Genomic DNA, 18,046 nt, shown 5'->3' with positions numbered 1-18,046 from the left:
TGTTTGCGATGATGAAAGGGGATCTACCATAATGCCTTCGACTAACGTAAAAGCGATTAGCGAATCAACGAGAGACAAATTAAAACTTGCGGTCGGCCATTTGGAGACGTTTCTGAACCAGTATGCGCTCCCACAGCTAACAGAAGAAGATCAAGGAAGCGATTCCGAGCTTTTCTATAAAGGCTTGCTGGCAGATCTCAGACACATGCTTGTATTCTCGGAAGTTGCTTACGAAAAATTGGGTGTGGCGATAAGACGTCCTAATTTCGATATTGATTTTGCAGAGCGTGGTCTATACGAAGCTTATCATCAATGTGTAAATGCATTTTTCTACCCTAAGAACGAATGTTATTCCGAGGATGGCCGTTACGCTTACACTGGACAAGATGCGATCCGTTTCCGTAAGAAGCCGGTACGTGCCGCTCGTGATATCGTACTTACTGTATCGAAAATTTATGAAGAGCTCCGCGATGATCTATCTTACTATGAGAGCGACTACATGACTCAGCGCCGCATGCAGGGTCAAAAATAAGGAAAGCATACATCACCCCCGGTACGGGCAACTTGATACCGGGGGTGATTTTTATGCCGAATGGCGTAAGCTGCAGTGTTGCCAACTGTTCGTTCTGGAAAGAAGGAAATCAGTGCAATGCCGCGAAAATTGAAATCGACATCGACAGTCATGCGAACAATCATTTCGGATCTGAATTTGCTGAAGAGGGCTTTGGCGGTAACCATCAGGATACCGCAGCGAATCAGGCAGCTACTTGCTGCCATACCTTTAAAGCGAAGGAGTGAGGCTTGATGGAACGCGAATCAGAAGGGCAGTTCTCCCATAGCCCGCATGATGACTCATCGACTAATCCTTTGTATCATCCAGACATGAGGGCTTACAACGAAGAAATGTCTGCCGAAATTGCAGTACCGCGTCAGGCGATCCATTCCTATCCAACCCGCGAGAGCAATCATCTCACGAATGATGCCGTTCGTGAAACGAAATCTGCCGGCCGTGCTACAGGCTGGGCAGCGCTTATATTAGCGGCATTGTCTTGGGTGGTATGGCCTGTTGTGCTCGGTGCTACGGCAATCATTGTCGGTTTCATTGCTTACAGGCAGGGTGCTCGCGGTCTTGGCGTTTGGTCCATTACGCTGGGATTTATAGCTGCTGCCGCTTACTTGGTACTTGTTCCCCTTTATTACGCGATAACCTAATGGATCTGGAGCCGGTCAGAGATTAATCTCTGCCGGCTTCTTTCATGAAACCACATGATAACTTAATAAACGGCCTTCTATTAGCCGGGACTAATTGCTTACTGGCGAATCCTGCGAAAAAGTTGTAAAATAGTGTTATCTAATGTCGAATCGCCAAAGTGAATGTGGAGGTACACCATGAGCATTGATCCGCGAATAATGAAATCATTGCTGCAATTGCAGATGATGCCTAGTCTGGATTTGAACGGGAATGAGAATGTCCTATCTTCTGCGAGCGGCCAAGACGGGTCCTCCATGTTCGATTCATTGCTTCAGCAATACATGGCAGGCGGGACAGGCTCTTCAGCGCTCGCTGACATGACTGCACAGCCCGGAATGATCTCACTCGAGGCGCTGGGCGGATTAGTCCCTATGCTTCAATCTGCACCCGTTCAAAGCACAACAGAGGGCGACAGCAGTCCATCTGAATATGACGCTTATATTAACGCAGCAGCTTCCAAATATGGCCTTGATCCAGCTCTAATTAAGGCTGTTATACATACGGAATCTTCCTACAATCCAAACGCGGAGTCTTCTGCAGGGGCGAAAGGTCTTATGCAGTTGATGGATGGCACCGCTCGTGGTCTCGGCGTAACGAATTCCTTTGATCCGCAGCAGAATATTGAAGGCGGAACCAAATTTCTTGCTTACCTCATGCGCAAGTATGAAGGTAATGAACAAACGGTCTTAGCTGCTTATAATGCCGGTCCAGGGAGAGTCGACCGTGCCGGAATCAAGAGCAATGAAGACTTTACAGCGATGATGTCATTGCTGCCTCATGAAACACAGCGCTATGTAGCCAAAGTACAGCGCGCCAAAGATCAATACGACAGTTCGATTTAAGTATGCCGGCGCTTTGCAGCCAGCCGCAAAAGAACGTTAACGGTTGGAGAGAATAAGAAATCACGGGGATCAGCATTTTCGCTGATCTTTTTCGTTTGTTGTCAGAAGGATGAGAGGAAGCTGGATAAGATGTATTATTTTGACCACTGTGCTTCAACGCCTCCGCATGAAGAAGTCATTAGAACGATGGCAGAAGTCATGGCGAAGCATTATGCGAATCCGTCGTCGCTTCATAGAAGCGGCCAAGAAGCGGGTAATTTGCTCGAACGTGCAAGAGGAGCAATCGCATCGATATTTCCGGGTACGGATAATAAAGAATGGATCTTCACCTCAAGTGGGACGGAAAGCAATAATATCGCTATTATTGGGGCGGCCAGAAGCAGTAAGAAACGCGGCAATCATTTGATTACAACGGTTGTGGAGCATCCCTCTGTTTATGAATCATTCAAAGCGCTGGAGCGCGAGGGCTTTGACGTGACGTATTTACCGGTGGATTCGTTTGGCGTTGTATCTGTTACTGACCTTGAAGCCGCATTGACGAAAGAGACCATACTGGTAAGCGTCATGCATGTCAATAATGAAGTTGGAGCGATTCAGCCGATTAGGGAAATCGGTGAGCTGCTGAAAGGACGTAAAGGTGTTTGGTTCCACGTGGATGGCGTTCAAAGCGTCGGTAAACTGACGGTTGATCTTGTTGGATGGGGCATTGATATGTTCTCGGCTTCGGCACATAAAGTGAACGGCCCGCGAGGTGTTGGTTTATTATACGTCCGGCAAGGCGTGATGTTGGAGCCATTGATAAGAGGCGGCGGCCAAGAAAGCGACCTTCGTTCGGGGACGGAGAACGTTCCGGCAATTGTTGCTTCCGCAAAGGCGTTCCGCCTTGCCGTGGAGAGCAGCTCCGCAAGAGCAGAGCGTATGTACAAGCTTAGGGAACGGCTTATTGCTTCCATCATAGAGATGCCGGAACTGTTCCTAAACGGCAGTACCGATTGCAAAATCGGCAGTATAGCAGCGCCGCATATCGTGCATTTCTCATACCCCGGCATGAAGCCGGAGGTCATCATTCATATGCTGGAGAAACAGGAAATTATGGCATCGACCAAATCTGCATGCTCATCCAAGAGCGATGAACCAAGCCGCGTGCTGCAAGCCATGCAAACTTCCTATGAACGAGCAGTGAGCGGCATTCGCATTAGTTTCGGGGATGAGCATGGCGAGAAAGAGCTGGAATGGCTCTGCCAGAAGCTGCGTTTGGTCGTTCAGCAGCTAAAGCCGCTCGAGAGAAAGGGGTAAACGCTTCATGAATCCGGATATGATCCTAATTCGTTTCGGCGAATTTACGATGAAAGGCAAGAACCGCGACCGTTTCGATAAACGAATGGTTGAACAAGTAAGACGGTCATTGCGCAGTTACGCTAATGCTGAAATTACGCGTACCTACGGAAGAATCTATATCACTTTAAATGGTGAGCCCTATGAGCAAATTGCAGTAAAACTCAAGGATATTTTCGGAATTGCGACGTTCAGTCCGATCCGGAAAGTCGTGAATGAACTAGAGGCCATTCGTTCTGCCGCATTGGAAGTGATGCAGGCGCTCCCGTCGCAGCCCGCGACATTCAAAGTGTCGACAAAGCGGGTGGAGAAACAGTTTCCGCATGATACGCAAGAGATGAACCATTTGGTTGGCGGTCATGTGCTGCGCGAAACACCTGGGCTAAAGGTGAATGTTAGGGAACCGGAAGTTGAACTTCGCGTTGAAATTCAACCTGAAGGCACTTACGTCTTCAGCAGCGTCGTACAAGCTTCCGGAGGCTTCCCTTACGGCACGAATGGCAAAGCGATGCTGCTGCTCTCCGGCGGGATTGACAGCCCTGTAGCGGGCTATCTGGCGATGAGACAGGGTCTTGAGATCGAGGCGGTGCATTTTCACAGCTATCCGTTCACGAGCGATAAAGCGAAGGAGAAAGTCATTGACTTGGTCAGACGACTGTCGCACTACAGCGGAGTGCCCATCAAGCTTCATTTGGTTTCGTTTACCGAGATCCAAACGGCACTGGCGCAGTCCGGACAAGATCCACTGATCATAACGCTGATGCGCCGCTCGATGCTTCGAATCGCGGAGTTGATCGCGGAACAGGTCGGTGGATTCGGCCTCGTGTCCGGAGACAGCTTGGGCCAAGTAGCAAGCCAGACGCTCGGCAGCATGAATGTTATTGGACGTTCCACGCAGCTGCCGCTGCTTAGACCGCTCATTACGATGGATAAGAATGAAATCATTCGCATCGCTCGTAAGATTAATACGTTCGAGACATCGATTCTGCCTTATGAGGATTGCTGTACGTTATTTGTTCCGAAATCACCAAGCACCAATCCGAATTTGGCCATCGTAGAGAAAACCGAGCAGGCCATTGCCGGGCTGGATGCCATGATCGCGGAGGCAGTTTCAAGCGTGGAAGTGATGCATATTACGCCGGAGGTTCGGAATGCGGTTGAGACGGCAGGCGAGGATCGTTGGTTCTAAAATCGGTTTAAATAAAAAAGCAAGGAGCCCCAAATTAATGGGATTCCCTGCTTTTTTCCATTCCGGCTTCCTGTTGTTTGCGTGAAGCGTTCTTCCAAAGACCTGCTACGATAATCACGATGACGATCAAGATCAGGAACGACCATTCAAACGCGGGGTTATTCTTGAAGAATTCTTCGAGCTTGATTTCGTGCGTAATCATTTTGGCTGCCGTATAAGCGAGCACGCCGGATCCTACATAAACAATCCATGGGATCTTGTTGATCAGCTTAATGAACAGTGTACTGCCCCATACAACGATTGGAATGCTGATGATAAGTCCGAGCAGAACCAGTAGCACACTGCCATGAGCCGCGCCTGCGACCGCGATGACATTGTCTAAACCCATCGCTGCATCGGCAATAATGATGGTACGTACAGATTGCCATAAGGTGTTGCCTGCCGTGATATTGTCATGTGCTTCATTATCGACCAGCAGCTTGTAAGCAATCCAGAGCAGCAGTATGCCGCCTGCCAGCATGAGCCACGGAACATTGAGCAAGTATACAACTAATGTGGTAGCGATGGCTCGAATACCGACGGCACCGACTGTCCCCCATATAACGGCTTTCTTTTGCTGTTCCTTAGGCAGTTTTCGAGCTGCAAGCCCGATTACGATGGCGTTATCCCCGGCAAGAATGAGGTCGATAAAGACGATGGTAACCAGTGCAGATAGAAATTCAAGTGAGAAAAAGTCCATTGCCTTTCTGTCCTCCCTTTCTTTAGAGCGCTATGATGTTTATCGTTCTTACGTTTAAAAACAAAGAAGGATTCAAAAATTCCTAAACATAAGCTGTCCACTTGGGACATACACGTCATAGACGAGTACTTTCCTAACGCAGGAAGAAGCTCCATCGCCAAAAGGACGGCCAAAGCCGTTTCTTCTTGAGGAGGCGTAATTTGTGGACAGCTTACTTATTTTCGTTCAAATTATGTTTATCAATTTGCTCTTGAGCGGCGATAATGCCGTAGTAATCGCTCTGGCGAGCCAGCAGCTTCCGAAAGCCCAGCGGCGCAAGGCCGTAACATGGGGTGCTGCCGCTGCAGTATTGCTGCGCTGTTTGCTGACGCTAATCGCGCTGACGCTGCTGCAGGTACCGTATCTTCAGGCTGTCGGCAGCATCTTGTTGTTCATGATTGCCATCAAGCTGGTAACGGACGCATCGTCACATGCTGAGGAATTTCACAACATGCGCAAGGTGACCTCCCTTTCCAGCGCAATCCGTACCATTGTGATCGCTGATTTCATTATGAGTTTGGACAATGTCTTGGCCATTGCCGCTGTGGCAGAGGGGGAGCCCGTACTTATTGTACTCGGGATTGCCCTTAGCATACCTATGATTATTTGGGGAAGTCAGCTACTTAGTACCATGATTCGCAAATTTCCTTCTTTTGTTTACATCGGAGGGGGATTACTCGGTTATGCGGCAGGCGAAATGCTGGTGCATGATCCAGCGATTCACAAGTTATTTACGAATGAATTATCGGTTCTGTTAACGGCGATTCCGGTTCTTTGCATCCCTTTGGTCATTATTGTGGCATTGCTGCGAATAAAAAGATAAGGTAAACTATATTTTTAGAGTAAATGTAGCAGTAACACTGGTTTTTTGCCTGCTGTTCCAGTACACTAGTAGATGTTAAAAAAGTGCCAGAGAGAAAGGAACATAGGCATGTCGAAAAACCAATACACCATCGGTCTTTTGTTTTTGATCGCGGGTGCTGTTATTTTACTCGGAAAGCTTGGATTGTTTGGGTTTATCGGCACAAACTTCTGGCCGCTTTTCGTTCTGATTCCCGGCATATTGCTGCACGTGCTGTTTTTTGGACGACTGCTTCCTCCGATTGTTCTAATCCCGGGAGCGATTCTGACAATTAACGCCTTTATTTTTTTCTTCTGCATTGCGTTCGGATGGAGCAACATGCACTACTTATGGCCATTATTCATTTTTGCGGTTTCCATCGGTTTATACGAGTATCATTTGTTTGATACGTACCATCCGAAGTTTCCTCGAACACTTGCCATTATCCTTGCTCTTGTTTCAGCGTCGTTTTTTGGCATCATGCTAGTGTGGGGCTGGGGCTTATACCTTATTGCCATCGCATTTCTCGCGCTTGGTGCTTGGCTCGTTGCGGGACGTAAAGCTCGCTGGTAAAGGTTCAATTGTTTAACACGTTTGTCGCAAGCCCGCACACAGCAGACTAATAAATAAAAAAAGTTGGAGTGGATTCTTAACATGCAAGTCAGAGAGAACATCAGGAATATCGCAATTATTGCGCACGTTGACCATGGTAAAACTACGCTAGTCGACAAATTGCTTCAACAATCCGGCACGTACCGTGACAATGAAACGGTTCAAGAACGCGCCATGGATTCCAATGATTTGGAACGGGAACGCGGCATTACCATCTTGGCTAAGAACACAGCAGTAAACTACAAAGAGTTTCTAATCAACATCGTGGATACTCCTGGACATGCTGATTTCGGCGGTGAAGTAGAGCGGATCATGAAAATGGTTGACGGCGTTCTTCTGGTCGTTGATGCATTCGAAGGCTGTATGCCACAGACGAAATTCGTACTTCGTAAAGCACTGGAAAGCAATTTGACTCCGATTGTTGTTTTGAACAAAATCGACCGTCCGAATGCAAGCCCAGAGCAAGTTGTTGACGAAGTATTGGATCTATTCATCGAGCTTGGTGCTAGCGATGAGCAGCTTGAATTCCCAGTCGTGTATGCTTCTGCTTTGATGGGTACAGCTAGCTTGAATGTCGACAAACAAGACGAGAACATGCAGGCGCTGTATGAGACAATCATCGAGCAAATTCCAGCTCCGACAGAAAGCGTAGACGAGCCGCTTCAATTCCTCGTTACGTTGCTTGATTACAACGAGTACCTAGGCCGTATCGCAGTTGGTCGTGTAAACCGCGGTATCATCCGTCAAGGCCAATCCGTAGCGGTTATCAACCGCGAAGGTGTGACGAAACAAGCGCGTATTGAGAAGCTGTTCGGTTTCCAAGGGCTGAAGCGTGTTGAGGTTGAAGAAGCGGGCGCAGGCGATATCGTTGCCATTGCCGGTATTCGTGAAATCAACATCGGTGAGACGATTGCAGATCCTGCTAACCCAGAGGCGCTGCCGGTTCTGAAGATCGATGAGCCGACACTGCAGATGACATTCCTTGTTAACAATAGTCCGTTCGCGGGCCGCGAAGGGAAATGGGTAACTTCCCGTAAGCTTCGTGAGCGTCTGTTCAAAGAGCTAGAAACTGATGTAGCCCTTCGTGTAGAAGAAACAGACAGCCCGGATGCATTTGTCGTTTCCGGCCGCGGTGAGCTTCACCTTGGTATCTTGATCGAGAACATGCGTCGTGAAGGCTTCGAGCTTCAAGTTTCCAAACCGGAAGTTATCGTGAAGGAAATTGACGGTCAGAAGAATGAGCCTTACGAGCGTTTGCTTATCGACGTACCGGAAGAAAGCACTGGCGCAGTAATGGAGAGCCTTGGTTCGCGTAAAGCCGAGATGGTCAACATGATCAATAACGGTACAGGTCAAGTGCGTATCGAATTCATCATTCCAGCACGTGGATTGATCGGATACCGTACGAACTTCTTGACACTGACTCGCGGTTACGGCATCATGAACCACGCATTCGACAGCTACGGTCCGCTTGCTGGCTCATCTGTCGGTGGACGTCATCAAGGTGTTCTTATTTCCAGTGAGAATGGCGTAACGACTTTCTATGGCATGATGGGCGTAGAAGATCGCGGCGTTCTGTTCATGGAGCCAGGTACTGATGTATACGAGGGTATGATTGTCGGCGAACATAACCGCGATAACGACATCATCGTTAACATCTGTAAAGAAAAGGCGCTGACTAACGTTCGCTCCGCTGGTAAAGACGACACCGTTCGTTTGAAAACACCAATCTTGTTCTCCCTTGAGCAAGCGCTGGAATATTTGAACGATGATGAATATTGCGAAGTAACGCCGAAGTCGATTCGTCTTCGTAAGAAGCTTCTTAATAAGAGCGAGCGCGAGCGCGCTGAGAAACAACGTAAGACAGCACAAGCTGGCGTTTAAGAGGTTTACAATCGCCATTGATGGCACTAGATGACAGGCAGGGCCAGCAGCGCTCTCTTCATGCAGAAGAGTTCGTTGTTGCCCTGCCGTTTCTCGTCCGTGACCATGTGGAAGTCATTTCAAGTCATTCGGGAGGTAGAAGCATCATGCAGAACTGGTTTCACGCTCATCCTATTTTGACCTATCTAATTATTCTGGCGTTGACCATTTATATTTTTAATGCTGTATTTCGTGTACAACGTTTGCCGATTCTCAAAGAAATACTCGTGCATCTCGTGATGGCGGGCGGATCGTTCGTGCTGTTCGTCCTGCAATTCGATAAATTGCCAATTATCCAGTGCATGTCCGTTGCCGTGTTTATGATGGCCCTGCTTCGGGGTAGACAATTCTATGACAAGCTTAAAGGGAAACGCGGTGGAAGCAGCAGTTCGGATACGGGAGGGGCTTAACTTGCGGTTTGAGGATGCCTTATTCAATTGGCTTCAAATTCATCTGGTAGCAGAAGCAAGACCGGAAGACCGTGCTGCAATCGACACCCGTGATTTCTTCCTCGAGATTCTGACAGAGGATCACGGGATATCGAATCTGCACATACATACGGTAGATGATACGATGATTCATTTGAGGTTTGACAAGGATAATAAGAGCAAGCTGCAAATGTTTCCCCGAGAAGCCGGAGAACAGCTGCTTCAAGATATCAACGAAAATCCGAAATATAACTGATGAAGGTGGAAGTCATGACTAGGGGATCCGATTTGTCTCCACGTAAGGATAAGCGCAAGAAGAGATATTGGCTGCGCCGAGTGATGGTACTGTTTCTGGCTTTGCTGATTGGCGTTGCAGGGTATCTGGGCTATTTGTATAAGGTTTCGAAGGATGTACTTGGTGAAATTACGACGGATGCCGATCCGGCAGTAACGGTGTCTGCGAACCAGTCGGTTAAGGTAAAGCCGGTATCGATTATGCTGCTTGGGGTAGATACGCGCAAGGAAACCGGCAGCTTGAATACGGATGTCATGATGATTGCGACGTTTAACCCGAACACGAAGTCCGCAGTCGTTGTGTCCATTCCACGTGATTCCAAGATTGAACTGTCCGGCTACAATAGCCGTAAAGCCAATGCGTATTATTCGAAATTCCTCGCAGGTGCAAGAAATGACGGTTTGAAAGGGAAGGACGCGGAGAGGCAAGCGAAGCAGGATTTGCGCAAAATGTTCAGCAAATATTTCGATATCCCGATCGACTATACGGCAACGATCAACTTTCAAGGTTTCGTTGATGTCGTAGACGCGCTTGGCGGCGTCGATGTTGATGTGGACATGGACATGCGTTACGTCGACAATGCTGACGGCACGAGCATTGATCTGAAGAAGGGCCCTCAGAAGCTGAAGGGGGATGATGCGCTTGATTTCGTCCGTTACCGCAAGTCCAATGACGGCACGAATATGTCGAGCGACTTTGACCGCAATCGCCGCGAGAGTCAGGTGCTCGGTGAAATCGCGGATAAGCTCAAATCCTTCTCCAGCGTCCCCAAAATGGCGAATGTCATTAAGGCGGTAGGCAACAATATGCGTATGGATATTCCTAGTGACGAAGTCGAAAATATGATGAAAACGTACTTCGGCATCAGCAAAAGCGATATCACCTTTATCCCGCTCGAAGGGGAATGGCGCTCGCCTTTTGTACATCTGAATGAAGCTAAGCTTCAGGAAGCGAAATCAGCGCTGGCATCCAAATTGGCGGAATGAATGTGGTAGTACGACGTATGCTATGGTATAATAAAACCATCGAAGCACTTACACATTAGGCAAGGAGGACTGCGGATGACTGAACTTGTCACCGTACTTACTGACGAGTTGCTAAGTGGCCTGGAGAAAGAGCCGTTTGTTCTGTTGCACACCATTGATGCAGACAGCGGAGTTCCGACTTCCAGCGTAATATCGTGGATTTATGCGGTCAACCGCTCCACGCTGCGTTTTGCCATTGATGGCCGCTCGCGCCTAACGGTGAATATGACTTCGAAAGTGGATGTTAGCCTCACTGTGTTTGCGCCGGGTACTGTTCAAACGATCTACGGCACGGCACGGCTTGTAACGGAAGCTCTTGAGGACGTGCCATTCAAATTGGTATGTTTCGACATCGATATTGCTTCGGTACGCGATGCGATGTTTTACGGCGCACGCTTGTCCGCTAGACCCGAGTATGAGAAAACTTACGACAGAAGAGCTGCAGACAAACTGGATGGACAGGTGTTTGCTGCCATGAAGAAAGCCTAGTGAGGAATCACTAGGCTTTTTGTGTTCTTATACCGACTCTCACGGAGCCGGTGTCTTCGTAAGTTTAAAGTTTTTGTTTCATTTTTTGTTTATCTGTCTTAGCTGGATCCGGTTGCTCGGGTTGGATATCTCGCGGAACTTGAGGGACGATCCGCCCTATGATGTCGGCCATCTCTTCGGCAAATCCGGCAATGGGCCTGCCGCGCTTCATGCCGGCTTGTACTTCTTTCAACCGGGTCCCAATGTCGATATCGGCCGTCACGATGGCATTAATCCCATAGGGGTCTTTACGGAAAGCTTCTGCAACCGCATATTTGATCGTGCCAACACGGGATCGTTCCAAATTGCCTGCTACATCAATGCCAACGATCGCTGTATTTTTAAACACGACACAGTGAGCGGCTTTCACGCCGGGTACATGCCGCGCCAGATCCTCTAAATGAGCTGCGACTTGTTTAGGGCTGCTGATTTGCTTCTTCTGCGGAGCGCTCTGCTGTGCACGAACGCGTTGATCATTCTGTGGAGAGGGTGATGTCTCATTGCGGGCGACAGTATTACAGCCTGTTGCCAGCAAGCAAAGGATCATAGCGGGCACCAGCCACTTTCTCATATTCGCCACCTGACCTTTCTAGAGTCTGCAAAGTTTGTTCAAGCATAGTTTGCCTAGATGCAGGCTGCGCTATGTACGCCTTTGAACGAAATTCCAACGCCAGGAGGGCTCACGATGAAAAAGATATTCGTGCTCGACACCAATGTACTCTTACATGATCCGCAAGCGATCTTCGCTTTCGATGACAACGAGATCATTATACCCGCGGTGGTGTTGGAAGAAATTGATTCAAAGAAGAGATTGGCTGATGAGCTTGGCCGAAACGCACGGCATGTGTCCCGGCTGCTGGACCAAATGCGGATGACGGGACGATTGCACGAAGGAATTGAACTTGATAACGGGGGCGTTCTCAAGGTAGAACTGAATCATCGCAGCTTTATGCGCGTACAGGAAATGTTCGGTGAAATGTCTAACGACAATCGAATCCTTGCGGTAGCGCTCAATTATCATCTCGAAGAGCAGGACAAAGGAGACCCGCGTCCTGTTATCATAGTCAGTAAAGATGTACTCGTCCGCATTAAAGCAGATGTACTGGGGCTTGAAGCGCAAGATTATTTATCCGATCAGGTGGTTGCGCCATCGGATGTGTATGCAGGTTATTTAACGCTTAAAGTGCATCCTTCGGTCATTGATGAATTTTATACGTACCGTTTTCTTACGATCAAGAATCTTCTGCTCAATTCACGACTGCACCCTAACGAATTCGTCATTCTACGAGATGAGATGGGGACGTCCAAATCCGCTCTGCTCAAAGTAAGCCAAGACGGAGCGAGACTGGAGCCGCTCTATCTAAGCAATGATCCGGTGTGGGGGATTACCGCCCGCAATGCGCAGCAGCGTATGGCGCTGGAGCTATTGCTCAGTGACGACATTCCGCTCGTGACGCTGACCGGTAAAGCCGGAACAGGGAAGACGCTCCTGGCGCTTGCTGCAGGTCTGATGAAGGTGGAGGATGAGCACAAATACAAGAAGCTGCTGATCGCAAGACCGGTCGTTCCAATGGGGAAGGATATTGGCTATTTACCGGGTGAGAAGGAAGAGAAGCTGCGTCCGTGGATGCAGCCGATTTATGATAATTTGGAGTATTTGTTTGATACGAAGAAGTCGGGCGATATTGATAAAATATTAATGGGGCTCGGCAGCATTCAGGTAGAGGCGCTCACTTATATTCGGGGGCGTTCGATACCGGGGCAATTCATTATCATCGATGAAGCGCAAAACTTGACTAAGCATGAGGTCAAAACGATTGTTTCGCGTGTCGGGGAAGGAAGTAAAATCGTCCTGATGGGCGATCCGGAGCAGATCGACCATCCTTATCTGGATTCGATCAGCAATGGCCTCACGCATATTGTGGAACGCTTCAAGCAAGAGAGCGTCAGCGGTCATATGACGCTCGAGAAAGGGGAACGTTCGAGACTCGCCCAGCTGGCGGCGGATCTGCTCTAGTCGGCTGCTTCCAGAACCGTTTCGGAGCTGCAGCGATAGGCTCGTGCAATTCCCTCAATAAGCGCAACCTGATGACGGTCAATGGCGATCAGCCTGCGGCCGTCATTTTGTATGTGAAGGGCAATGGCATGCTCGTCCGCTTGTTCAGCGGCTGATGCAAACTCAGCATCAGCCGCAGTGCCGGGGATTAAGCATACGATAGATGCCAGCAGTAAATCGAGATAGCGATTGTCAGATAGCGTAATGAGTCCATAGTCCGTGAAGTTGCGGCTGTTAAGCGACCATGACTTATCAAGCCGAACCCATTTTCCTTGCTCGCAGTCAACCTTATAGGAGTGTGCGAATGCTTCAACAGCGTCCGCGTCTGCTTGGCTGCTAACGAAGAGCAGGGTGCCATCGCGATCCAGCGAAGTGATCGACGTGTCGGAGATGGCTAGCACCATTTGCTCGAAGTCGGTTGGCAGCATGTCCTTCGGTAATTGCAGGTCTACACTGTAAATCGGTTGCATGAATGCATCCACCTCGCAAAGGGTAGTTTTCTCCAAGTATGACGGATTCTGAGGTGCGAAGCAATTTGATAATCGGTCGATAGACGCAATTGACACGCGACAAAAAAGCGCTTTCTTGCTAAAATAAAGATTAGCTAAAATTTATGTTAGTAGTGAGAGTTTGTCGCAGGACAAACGGAAGCAGTGAGAGTTTGTTTCCAACAAACTCCCTATTAGCGTCAGCAGTGAGAGTTTGTCTCCGACAAACTCCCTATTAAAGGAGGGACACAGTGTCACGCAGAAAATATGTCATGCTGCTGCTGAGCGTATTTACGATTTGCGCTGCGCTGCTTGTTCCCATGTTCGGTAAGCCGGGATCGCCGGTCACTCACTCCGATGACGGTCAACTATCGACCGATAAACCGGAGGTCGTTGATGGGGACGAGCAGGATCGAACGACACTTTCAATCGCTGTCTCGATGGACGAGACTGAATATCAATATTGGCAGGATGAGAATGAACGTTTTAAGCTGTCCCATCCTCGAATCAGCATTCAAATGACGAACATACATAACGAAGATGCTGATGAGGCAAGGAAGAAGGCAGCGGAGAATGGCGAGCCGTTCGATCTGATGCTGCTCGACAACGATCGCGTGCGGGAATTTGCCGTGCAAGGGTTTCTGCTCCCCGTTGATGATATCGTCTCGGGAGATACAGCTGCCGACCAAATGGAAGCGCTAACAAGCATCGTGAAGTGGAATGGCTCGCTATGGGGAGTTCCGCTCGATTGTAATCCATTGCTAGTGGTTTGGCAGAAAAATATACTTAAGGATGCCGGTTTAAGCGCGCCGCCTAAAGATCTGGAAGCACTGAAGGCTGCCGTTGCGACAGTAGTGGCAACGAACCCTCAAATCAGTCCGTTTAACCTCAATACGGCCGATCCCAAGGAAATGGCGGCATGGATGGGCATGTTTAAGGAAAACAGTGAAGCGGCTGCTAATCTATCTCCGTTCACCATTACGCAGAAGGAACAGCTCTATTATGCCGCTGAATCTGCTGCTCAGATTTACAGGCTTGCGCCAGCTCAACAGAAGAATCAACTGCTAGGCGCTTTTGGTGCTGGTACGCTCCTGTCTGCCATAATGCCTTGGACGCTCTATAGATCCTTGTCAAATGAGGAGAGAGGACTGCTGACAATAGGTTCTACTACCGGTCCTGTCGTTCGCGCCAATGGGAGAAGCTTCGTCATGCTGGCCGGGACAGAGAGGCTGAGCGAAGCCAATGCGTACATTACAGAGATGACCACTACAGAGTCGCAATTGGATCATTATCGCTCACTGGGACGATTGCCTTCTCGAATATCGGCGATGACGAATGAATTTGAATATAGCGACATCGATAAGCGACCTCCGCATTTCCTTGTTGGCATGTTGAGCAGGGCTTCCGTAACGCCAGATCCTTCTTGGCGGGAAAGATGGGAACGTTGGTCGAAGCTGCTTGTTACGCTCGGAGGAAATCAGACGCTTCTATCGCCTGAGCTGGCGAGCACCTTTATCTCACAGTGGAACGGGGTGCCGGAACGACCAATAGGCGATGCCGAAGCACCGCCCGAGGAGCCGTCAGAGACTGATGCTAAGCTTAATCAATAGCTTGCCGTCTTCTACGGTGACCGATTTGGTTTTGAGGAAGGATACGATTTTGGAAGGGTAGAAGCCGAGATCGAATTCTTTCTCGAGTGCCGTTCTTGTCGTGTCTGGAAGTTCCAGGCCGTTAAAAATTAACGAATCGACATGAAATAAGATAGAACCGTCCTTCTCTAGTGAATAATGCCCCGTTAATTGCACTTCCATGTTGTCTCGTTTGCCGGTTACAATGACTTCGTCCGGTTTGAAGGTAAAGGAGAAATTGTTAAACAGCTCGTTCTGCTCTCGGAGGAAGGCGTTAAGTTTATCATCCGGGATGGAGAGGGAATAATTGAAGCCGTCAATATCGAGCATGTCTTTATTGTTTTGCACCCAAGCCGGCATTTTCTTCATCGCTTTGGACAAGGCGCTGAAATAACGTTTTACCTCTAACAATCCGACATTCTGCCAGAAGTCCGTAAATTCGGTGATAAGCAGTTTGAGATTGTCAGCATCAGACCGGCCGCTTAGCGAGGAATCGACATCCTTCTGAAGCGCAATAACGCGGTTTCGCTGCGTAGTAAGGCGTTCTTCGACTTCGGCAAGCTGTTCAGACTGCGTATCGAGCTTGCTGATGTTTTTCTTGAGCTCTCGATATTGCTTCATGTAGGTGTTCAGCGTAAGCTTGTCATTAGATAAGATGAGATCAAAAAAATCAAGCAGCTGCAGCAGCTCCGATAAATTGTCCGAGGAAACAAGAGCCGTCAGAAAAATATCCCGTTCACCGGTGTAGTAGGCGCGAAGTACCTTCCCTGCCTCTTCACGTTTCTTCTCGATCGTTTGTTCTTGGCTTGCCAGCTTCGCTTTGGAATCATCCAGCTGTGCAAGGATTGTCTGCTGCTGTTCTTTTACGCGTGCAATTTCTTTGTCAATTTCAACGACGGAGAGGCTTTTCTCCAGTATCGCTCGGACCTCTTCATCCTTAGGAGTTGCCGGGTCGGCGAATACGGGGTAAATGGTCAGCCAAACTGCGAGCGCGCAAACGGCGAACGCCGCAATCCGGCGGCGTATCGTTCCTTTCACGAAGGGCTCCCCTTTCTTCACACTTTGCATGCACTACTATATGCATGTACCAATTCTATTATATCTGCAGGCATTAATTTTGTCCTTGATTTGGAGGGATTGCATGAACAGAAACAGCCGACGATTATCCTTAACGATTGAGGAACAAATTGCACAAAGTCAGTTGAGGGGCAGGGTTTCCGTACACGATAGGGAGAATGCTGAAGTCAGCTGCATTTCGTTTCACGATTATATGGCCATATGTTTATATGACGAGAAAGAAGGGTATTATCGTTCCGGAGACGTGCGCGTCGGCAAGAAAGGCGATTTCTATACGAGCTCTGCGATCGGCTCCATTATGGGAGAGAAGCTGGCAAGCTGTGCGGCCGAATTGGCAAACTGCCAGAAGGATTCCGTGGTAAGGTTTGCGGAATGGGGGGCGGGTACAGGTCTGCTCTCCGAGCAAATGATAGCGGCTTGGTCCTCCGCTCGCCACTCGTGGTTGTCACAAGTACAGCATTACATCGTGGACAGCAACCCCGTGCATCTAGAAGCGGCTCAGTCGAGGCTGGAGCTGGCATTGGCTGACCTCGACACTATAGCTGCTCCGCGGCCTCAACTGCATTACGTGACGCCGCAAGAGGCCAAGAATGTTATGAATGAGACAACCCGCAGCAATGGAGCCGCATCGACGGCGAGGCCGTATACCATCATCATTGCGAATGAGCTGCTGGATGCTTTTCCGGTGCATCGGGTCGTCATGAAAGAAGGTAGGCTGTGGGAGCTTGGCGTAGCTGTGAATGTCAGCGATGATGAAGAAGTGCTTCGCTACGTTTATACAGCCCTAACCGACGAACGGATTGCAATGGTACTGCATCGGGATGGAATCGAGTTGCTGGAAGGGCAGATTACCGAGGTGAACCTTGCTGCCGAGCAGTGGATTACAGAGCTGGGCCAGCTGGTAGAACATGGCGCATTATTGCTCGTGGACTATGGCCATGAGGTGCCGGAAATTACGGCATCGCATCGTATGCACGGGACACTGCTATGTTATAAGGATCATATGGCGCATGACCGTCCGTTCATCCTTCCGGGAGAGCAGGACATGACCTCGCATATCAACTTCACGGCTTGCAGACATGCAGCTGAACAGGCGGGCTGGCAGGTGCAATATTATGACACGCAGAAGCAATTCCTTCTTGATCAAGGCTTACTGCAGGACTTAGTCGCCCATGACGGGACTAATCCATTCAGCGAAGCGGCTAGACGCAATCGATCCATTCGTCAGCTGCTGCTGAGCGATAATATGAGCGAGTCGTTTAAAGTGATGGTACTGGTCAAAGGCGTATAAGCGGGGAAACGAAAAAAGGCTGTTCCGGAGATGGTCGTCCATCTTCTCGGAGCAGCCTTTTGGCTATTTGTGAATGTCGGAAGGTCCGTTTTATTAGAATGGGTTACCCATTACAAATACGGTCCAATACGTGAAGCTGACGAACGAGATAAACATGTATCCCCAGAACATCAACATATAGGTTCTTTCGGAAAAGTTCAAATAGCCTAACAGGACAAACACGACGGTTTGAATAAAGAACAAGAGTGCCATCTCGGTCATATGCCCTGCAAACGCCATTAGCGCGATTACAAGCGTCCAGAAACCGAGCACTCGGAACATGCGTGCCATGATTTCATCCCCCTTCTCGTCAATCTCGACCCAATTACTATTGCCCATTATAACGTTTCAGGTAACATGTGTAAACTGTTTCAGTCGTGACGAATTGGCAAACTTTTCGCCTTCTTTTCACGCTCTCA

At 48.9% G+C, this 18,046-nt stretch carries 21 protein-coding genes; 16 read left to right on the top strand and 5 right to left on the bottom strand.

What is annotated here, in order from left to right:
* The first annotated feature begins 31 nt into the window (after positions 1-31).
* The 6 genes from BLW29_RS12450 (at position 32) to thiI (ending at position 4,618) form a co-directional block, all read left to right on the top strand.
* Complete coding sequence (locus BLW29_RS12450; protein WP_090979890.1) at positions 32-532, top strand: YpuI family protein; 501 nt, start codon at positions 32-34, stop codon at positions 530-532.
* 53 nt (positions 533-585) lie between these two features.
* Complete coding sequence (locus tag BLW29_RS12445) at positions 586-798, top strand: DUF1540 domain-containing protein (RefSeq protein WP_090979888.1); 213 nt, start codon at positions 586-588, stop codon at positions 796-798.
* Positions 799-804: 6 nt separating this feature from the next.
* Complete coding sequence (locus BLW29_RS12440) at positions 805-1,212, top strand: DUF4190 domain-containing protein (protein ID WP_090979886.1); 408 nt, start codon at positions 805-807, stop codon at positions 1,210-1,212.
* A gap of 177 nt (positions 1,213-1,389) precedes the next feature.
* Entirely contained in the window at positions 1,390-2,094 is a 705-nt protein-coding gene (locus tag BLW29_RS32020) for a lytic transglycosylase domain-containing protein (RefSeq protein ID WP_090979884.1), read from the top strand.
* Positions 2,095-2,223: 129 nt separating this feature from the next.
* A complete protein-coding gene (locus tag BLW29_RS12430) occupies positions 2,224-3,390 on the top strand; it encodes a cysteine desulfurase family protein (protein WP_090979882.1) in 1,167 nt (388 codons plus the stop codon).
* Positions 3,391-3,397: 7 nt separating this feature from the next.
* The gene (gene thiI, locus BLW29_RS12425) at positions 3,398-4,618 is read left to right on the top strand and encodes a tRNA uracil 4-sulfurtransferase ThiI (protein WP_090979880.1); all 1,221 of its coding nucleotides are present in this window, start codon (positions 3,398-3,400) and stop codon (positions 4,616-4,618) included.
* Positions 4,619-4,652: 34 nt separating this feature from the next.
* On the opposite strand, the gene BLW29_RS12420 is transcribed toward thiI, so the two are convergent.
* On the bottom strand, positions 4,653-5,357 hold the full coding sequence (locus BLW29_RS12420) for a TerC family protein (RefSeq protein WP_090979878.1): 705 nt from the start codon (positions 5,355-5,357) through the stop codon (positions 4,653-4,655).
* Positions 5,358-5,559: 202 nt separating this feature from the next.
* Here BLW29_RS12420 and BLW29_RS12415 point away from each other — a divergent pair, with 202 nt between their 5' ends.
* From BLW29_RS12415 to BLW29_RS12385, 7 genes are all read left to right on the top strand, one after another.
* The gene (locus BLW29_RS12415) at positions 5,560-6,219 is read left to right on the top strand and encodes a TerC family protein (RefSeq protein WP_090979876.1); all 660 of its coding nucleotides are present in this window, start codon (positions 5,560-5,562) and stop codon (positions 6,217-6,219) included.
* A 108-nt stretch (positions 6,220-6,327) separates the two neighbouring features.
* Positions 6,328-6,810: a hypothetical protein gene (locus BLW29_RS12410; protein WP_090979874.1), complete on the top strand. Its 483-nt coding sequence runs from the start codon at positions 6,328-6,330 to the stop codon at positions 6,808-6,810.
* An 81-nt stretch (positions 6,811-6,891) separates the two neighbouring features.
* Positions 6,892-8,733 (top strand): translational GTPase TypA, encoded by a 1,842-nt coding sequence (typA, locus tag BLW29_RS12405; protein WP_090979872.1) that lies wholly within the window; start codon positions 6,892-6,894, stop codon positions 8,731-8,733.
* 20 nt (positions 8,734-8,753) lie between these two features.
* Positions 8,754-9,182: a YlaH-like family protein gene (locus BLW29_RS12400; protein WP_371264715.1), complete on the top strand. Its 429-nt coding sequence runs from the start codon at positions 8,754-8,756 to the stop codon at positions 9,180-9,182.
* Between the two features lies 1 nt (position 9,183).
* Positions 9,184-9,456, top strand: coding sequence for a hypothetical protein (locus tag BLW29_RS12395; protein ID WP_090979867.1), 273 nt, complete (start codon positions 9,184-9,186; stop codon positions 9,454-9,456).
* 14 nt (positions 9,457-9,470) lie between these two features.
* Positions 9,471-10,481, top strand: a complete 1,011-nt coding sequence (locus tag BLW29_RS12390; RefSeq protein WP_090979865.1) for an LCP family protein — start codon at positions 9,471-9,473, stop codon at positions 10,479-10,481.
* Positions 10,482-10,556: 75 nt separating this feature from the next.
* Positions 10,557-11,009, top strand: coding sequence for a pyridoxamine 5'-phosphate oxidase family protein (locus tag BLW29_RS12385; protein ID WP_090979863.1), 453 nt, complete (start codon positions 10,557-10,559; stop codon positions 11,007-11,009).
* 64 nt (positions 11,010-11,073) lie between these two features.
* Here the strand turns inward: BLW29_RS12385 and BLW29_RS12380 are convergent, their stop codons facing one another.
* The gene (locus BLW29_RS12380; RefSeq protein ID WP_090979861.1) at positions 11,074-11,619 is read right to left on the bottom strand and encodes a YhcN/YlaJ family sporulation lipoprotein; all 546 of its coding nucleotides are present in this window, start codon (positions 11,617-11,619) and stop codon (positions 11,074-11,076) included.
* Between the two features lie 114 nt (positions 11,620-11,733).
* Here BLW29_RS12380 and BLW29_RS12375 point away from each other — a divergent pair, with 114 nt between their 5' ends.
* Entirely contained in the window at positions 11,734-13,065 is a 1,332-nt protein-coding gene (locus BLW29_RS12375; protein ID WP_090979859.1) for a PhoH family protein, read from the top strand.
* Here BLW29_RS12375 and BLW29_RS12370 read toward each other — a convergent pair.
* On the bottom strand, positions 13,062-13,574 hold the full coding sequence (locus tag BLW29_RS12370; RefSeq protein WP_090979857.1) for a hypothetical protein: 513 nt from the start codon (positions 13,572-13,574) through the stop codon (positions 13,062-13,064). The genes BLW29_RS12375 and BLW29_RS12370 overlap by 4 nt on opposite strands.
* 269 nt (positions 13,575-13,843) lie before the next feature.
* Between BLW29_RS12370 and BLW29_RS12365 the strand changes: the two genes are divergently transcribed.
* Positions 13,844-15,202: an ABC transporter substrate-binding protein gene (locus tag BLW29_RS12365; protein WP_090979855.1), complete on the top strand. Its 1,359-nt coding sequence runs from the start codon at positions 13,844-13,846 to the stop codon at positions 15,200-15,202.
* Here the strand turns inward: BLW29_RS12365 and BLW29_RS31410 are convergent.
* Positions 15,173-16,258 carry a coiled-coil domain-containing protein gene (locus BLW29_RS31410; protein ID WP_177186604.1) on the bottom strand — a complete coding sequence of 362 codons (1,086 nt, stop codon included), beginning with the start codon at positions 16,256-16,258 and terminating at the stop codon, positions 15,173-15,175. The two genes, BLW29_RS12365 and BLW29_RS31410, sit on opposite strands and share 30 nt — an antisense overlap.
* A 103-nt stretch (positions 16,259-16,361) precedes the next feature.
* On the opposite strand from BLW29_RS31410, the gene BLW29_RS12355 reads away from it, so the two are divergent.
* A complete protein-coding gene (locus BLW29_RS12355; protein ID WP_177186603.1) occupies positions 16,362-17,588 on the top strand; it encodes a class I SAM-dependent methyltransferase in 1,227 nt (408 codons plus the stop codon).
* A 93-nt stretch (positions 17,589-17,681) separates the two neighbouring features.
* Here the strand turns inward: BLW29_RS12355 and BLW29_RS12350 are convergent, their stop codons facing one another.
* Positions 17,682-17,918 (bottom strand): DUF2626 domain-containing protein, encoded by a 237-nt coding sequence (locus BLW29_RS12350; protein WP_090979850.1) that lies wholly within the window; start codon positions 17,916-17,918, stop codon positions 17,682-17,684.
* Between the last annotated feature and the right edge of the window lie 128 nt (positions 17,919-18,046).

This window comes from Paenibacillus sp. CF384, from assembly GCF_900106745.1.
Taxonomy (GTDB): Bacteria; Bacillota; Bacilli; order Paenibacillales; family Paenibacillaceae; genus Paenibacillus_Z.
This window is presented reverse-complemented; position numbering and strand designations above follow the sequence as displayed.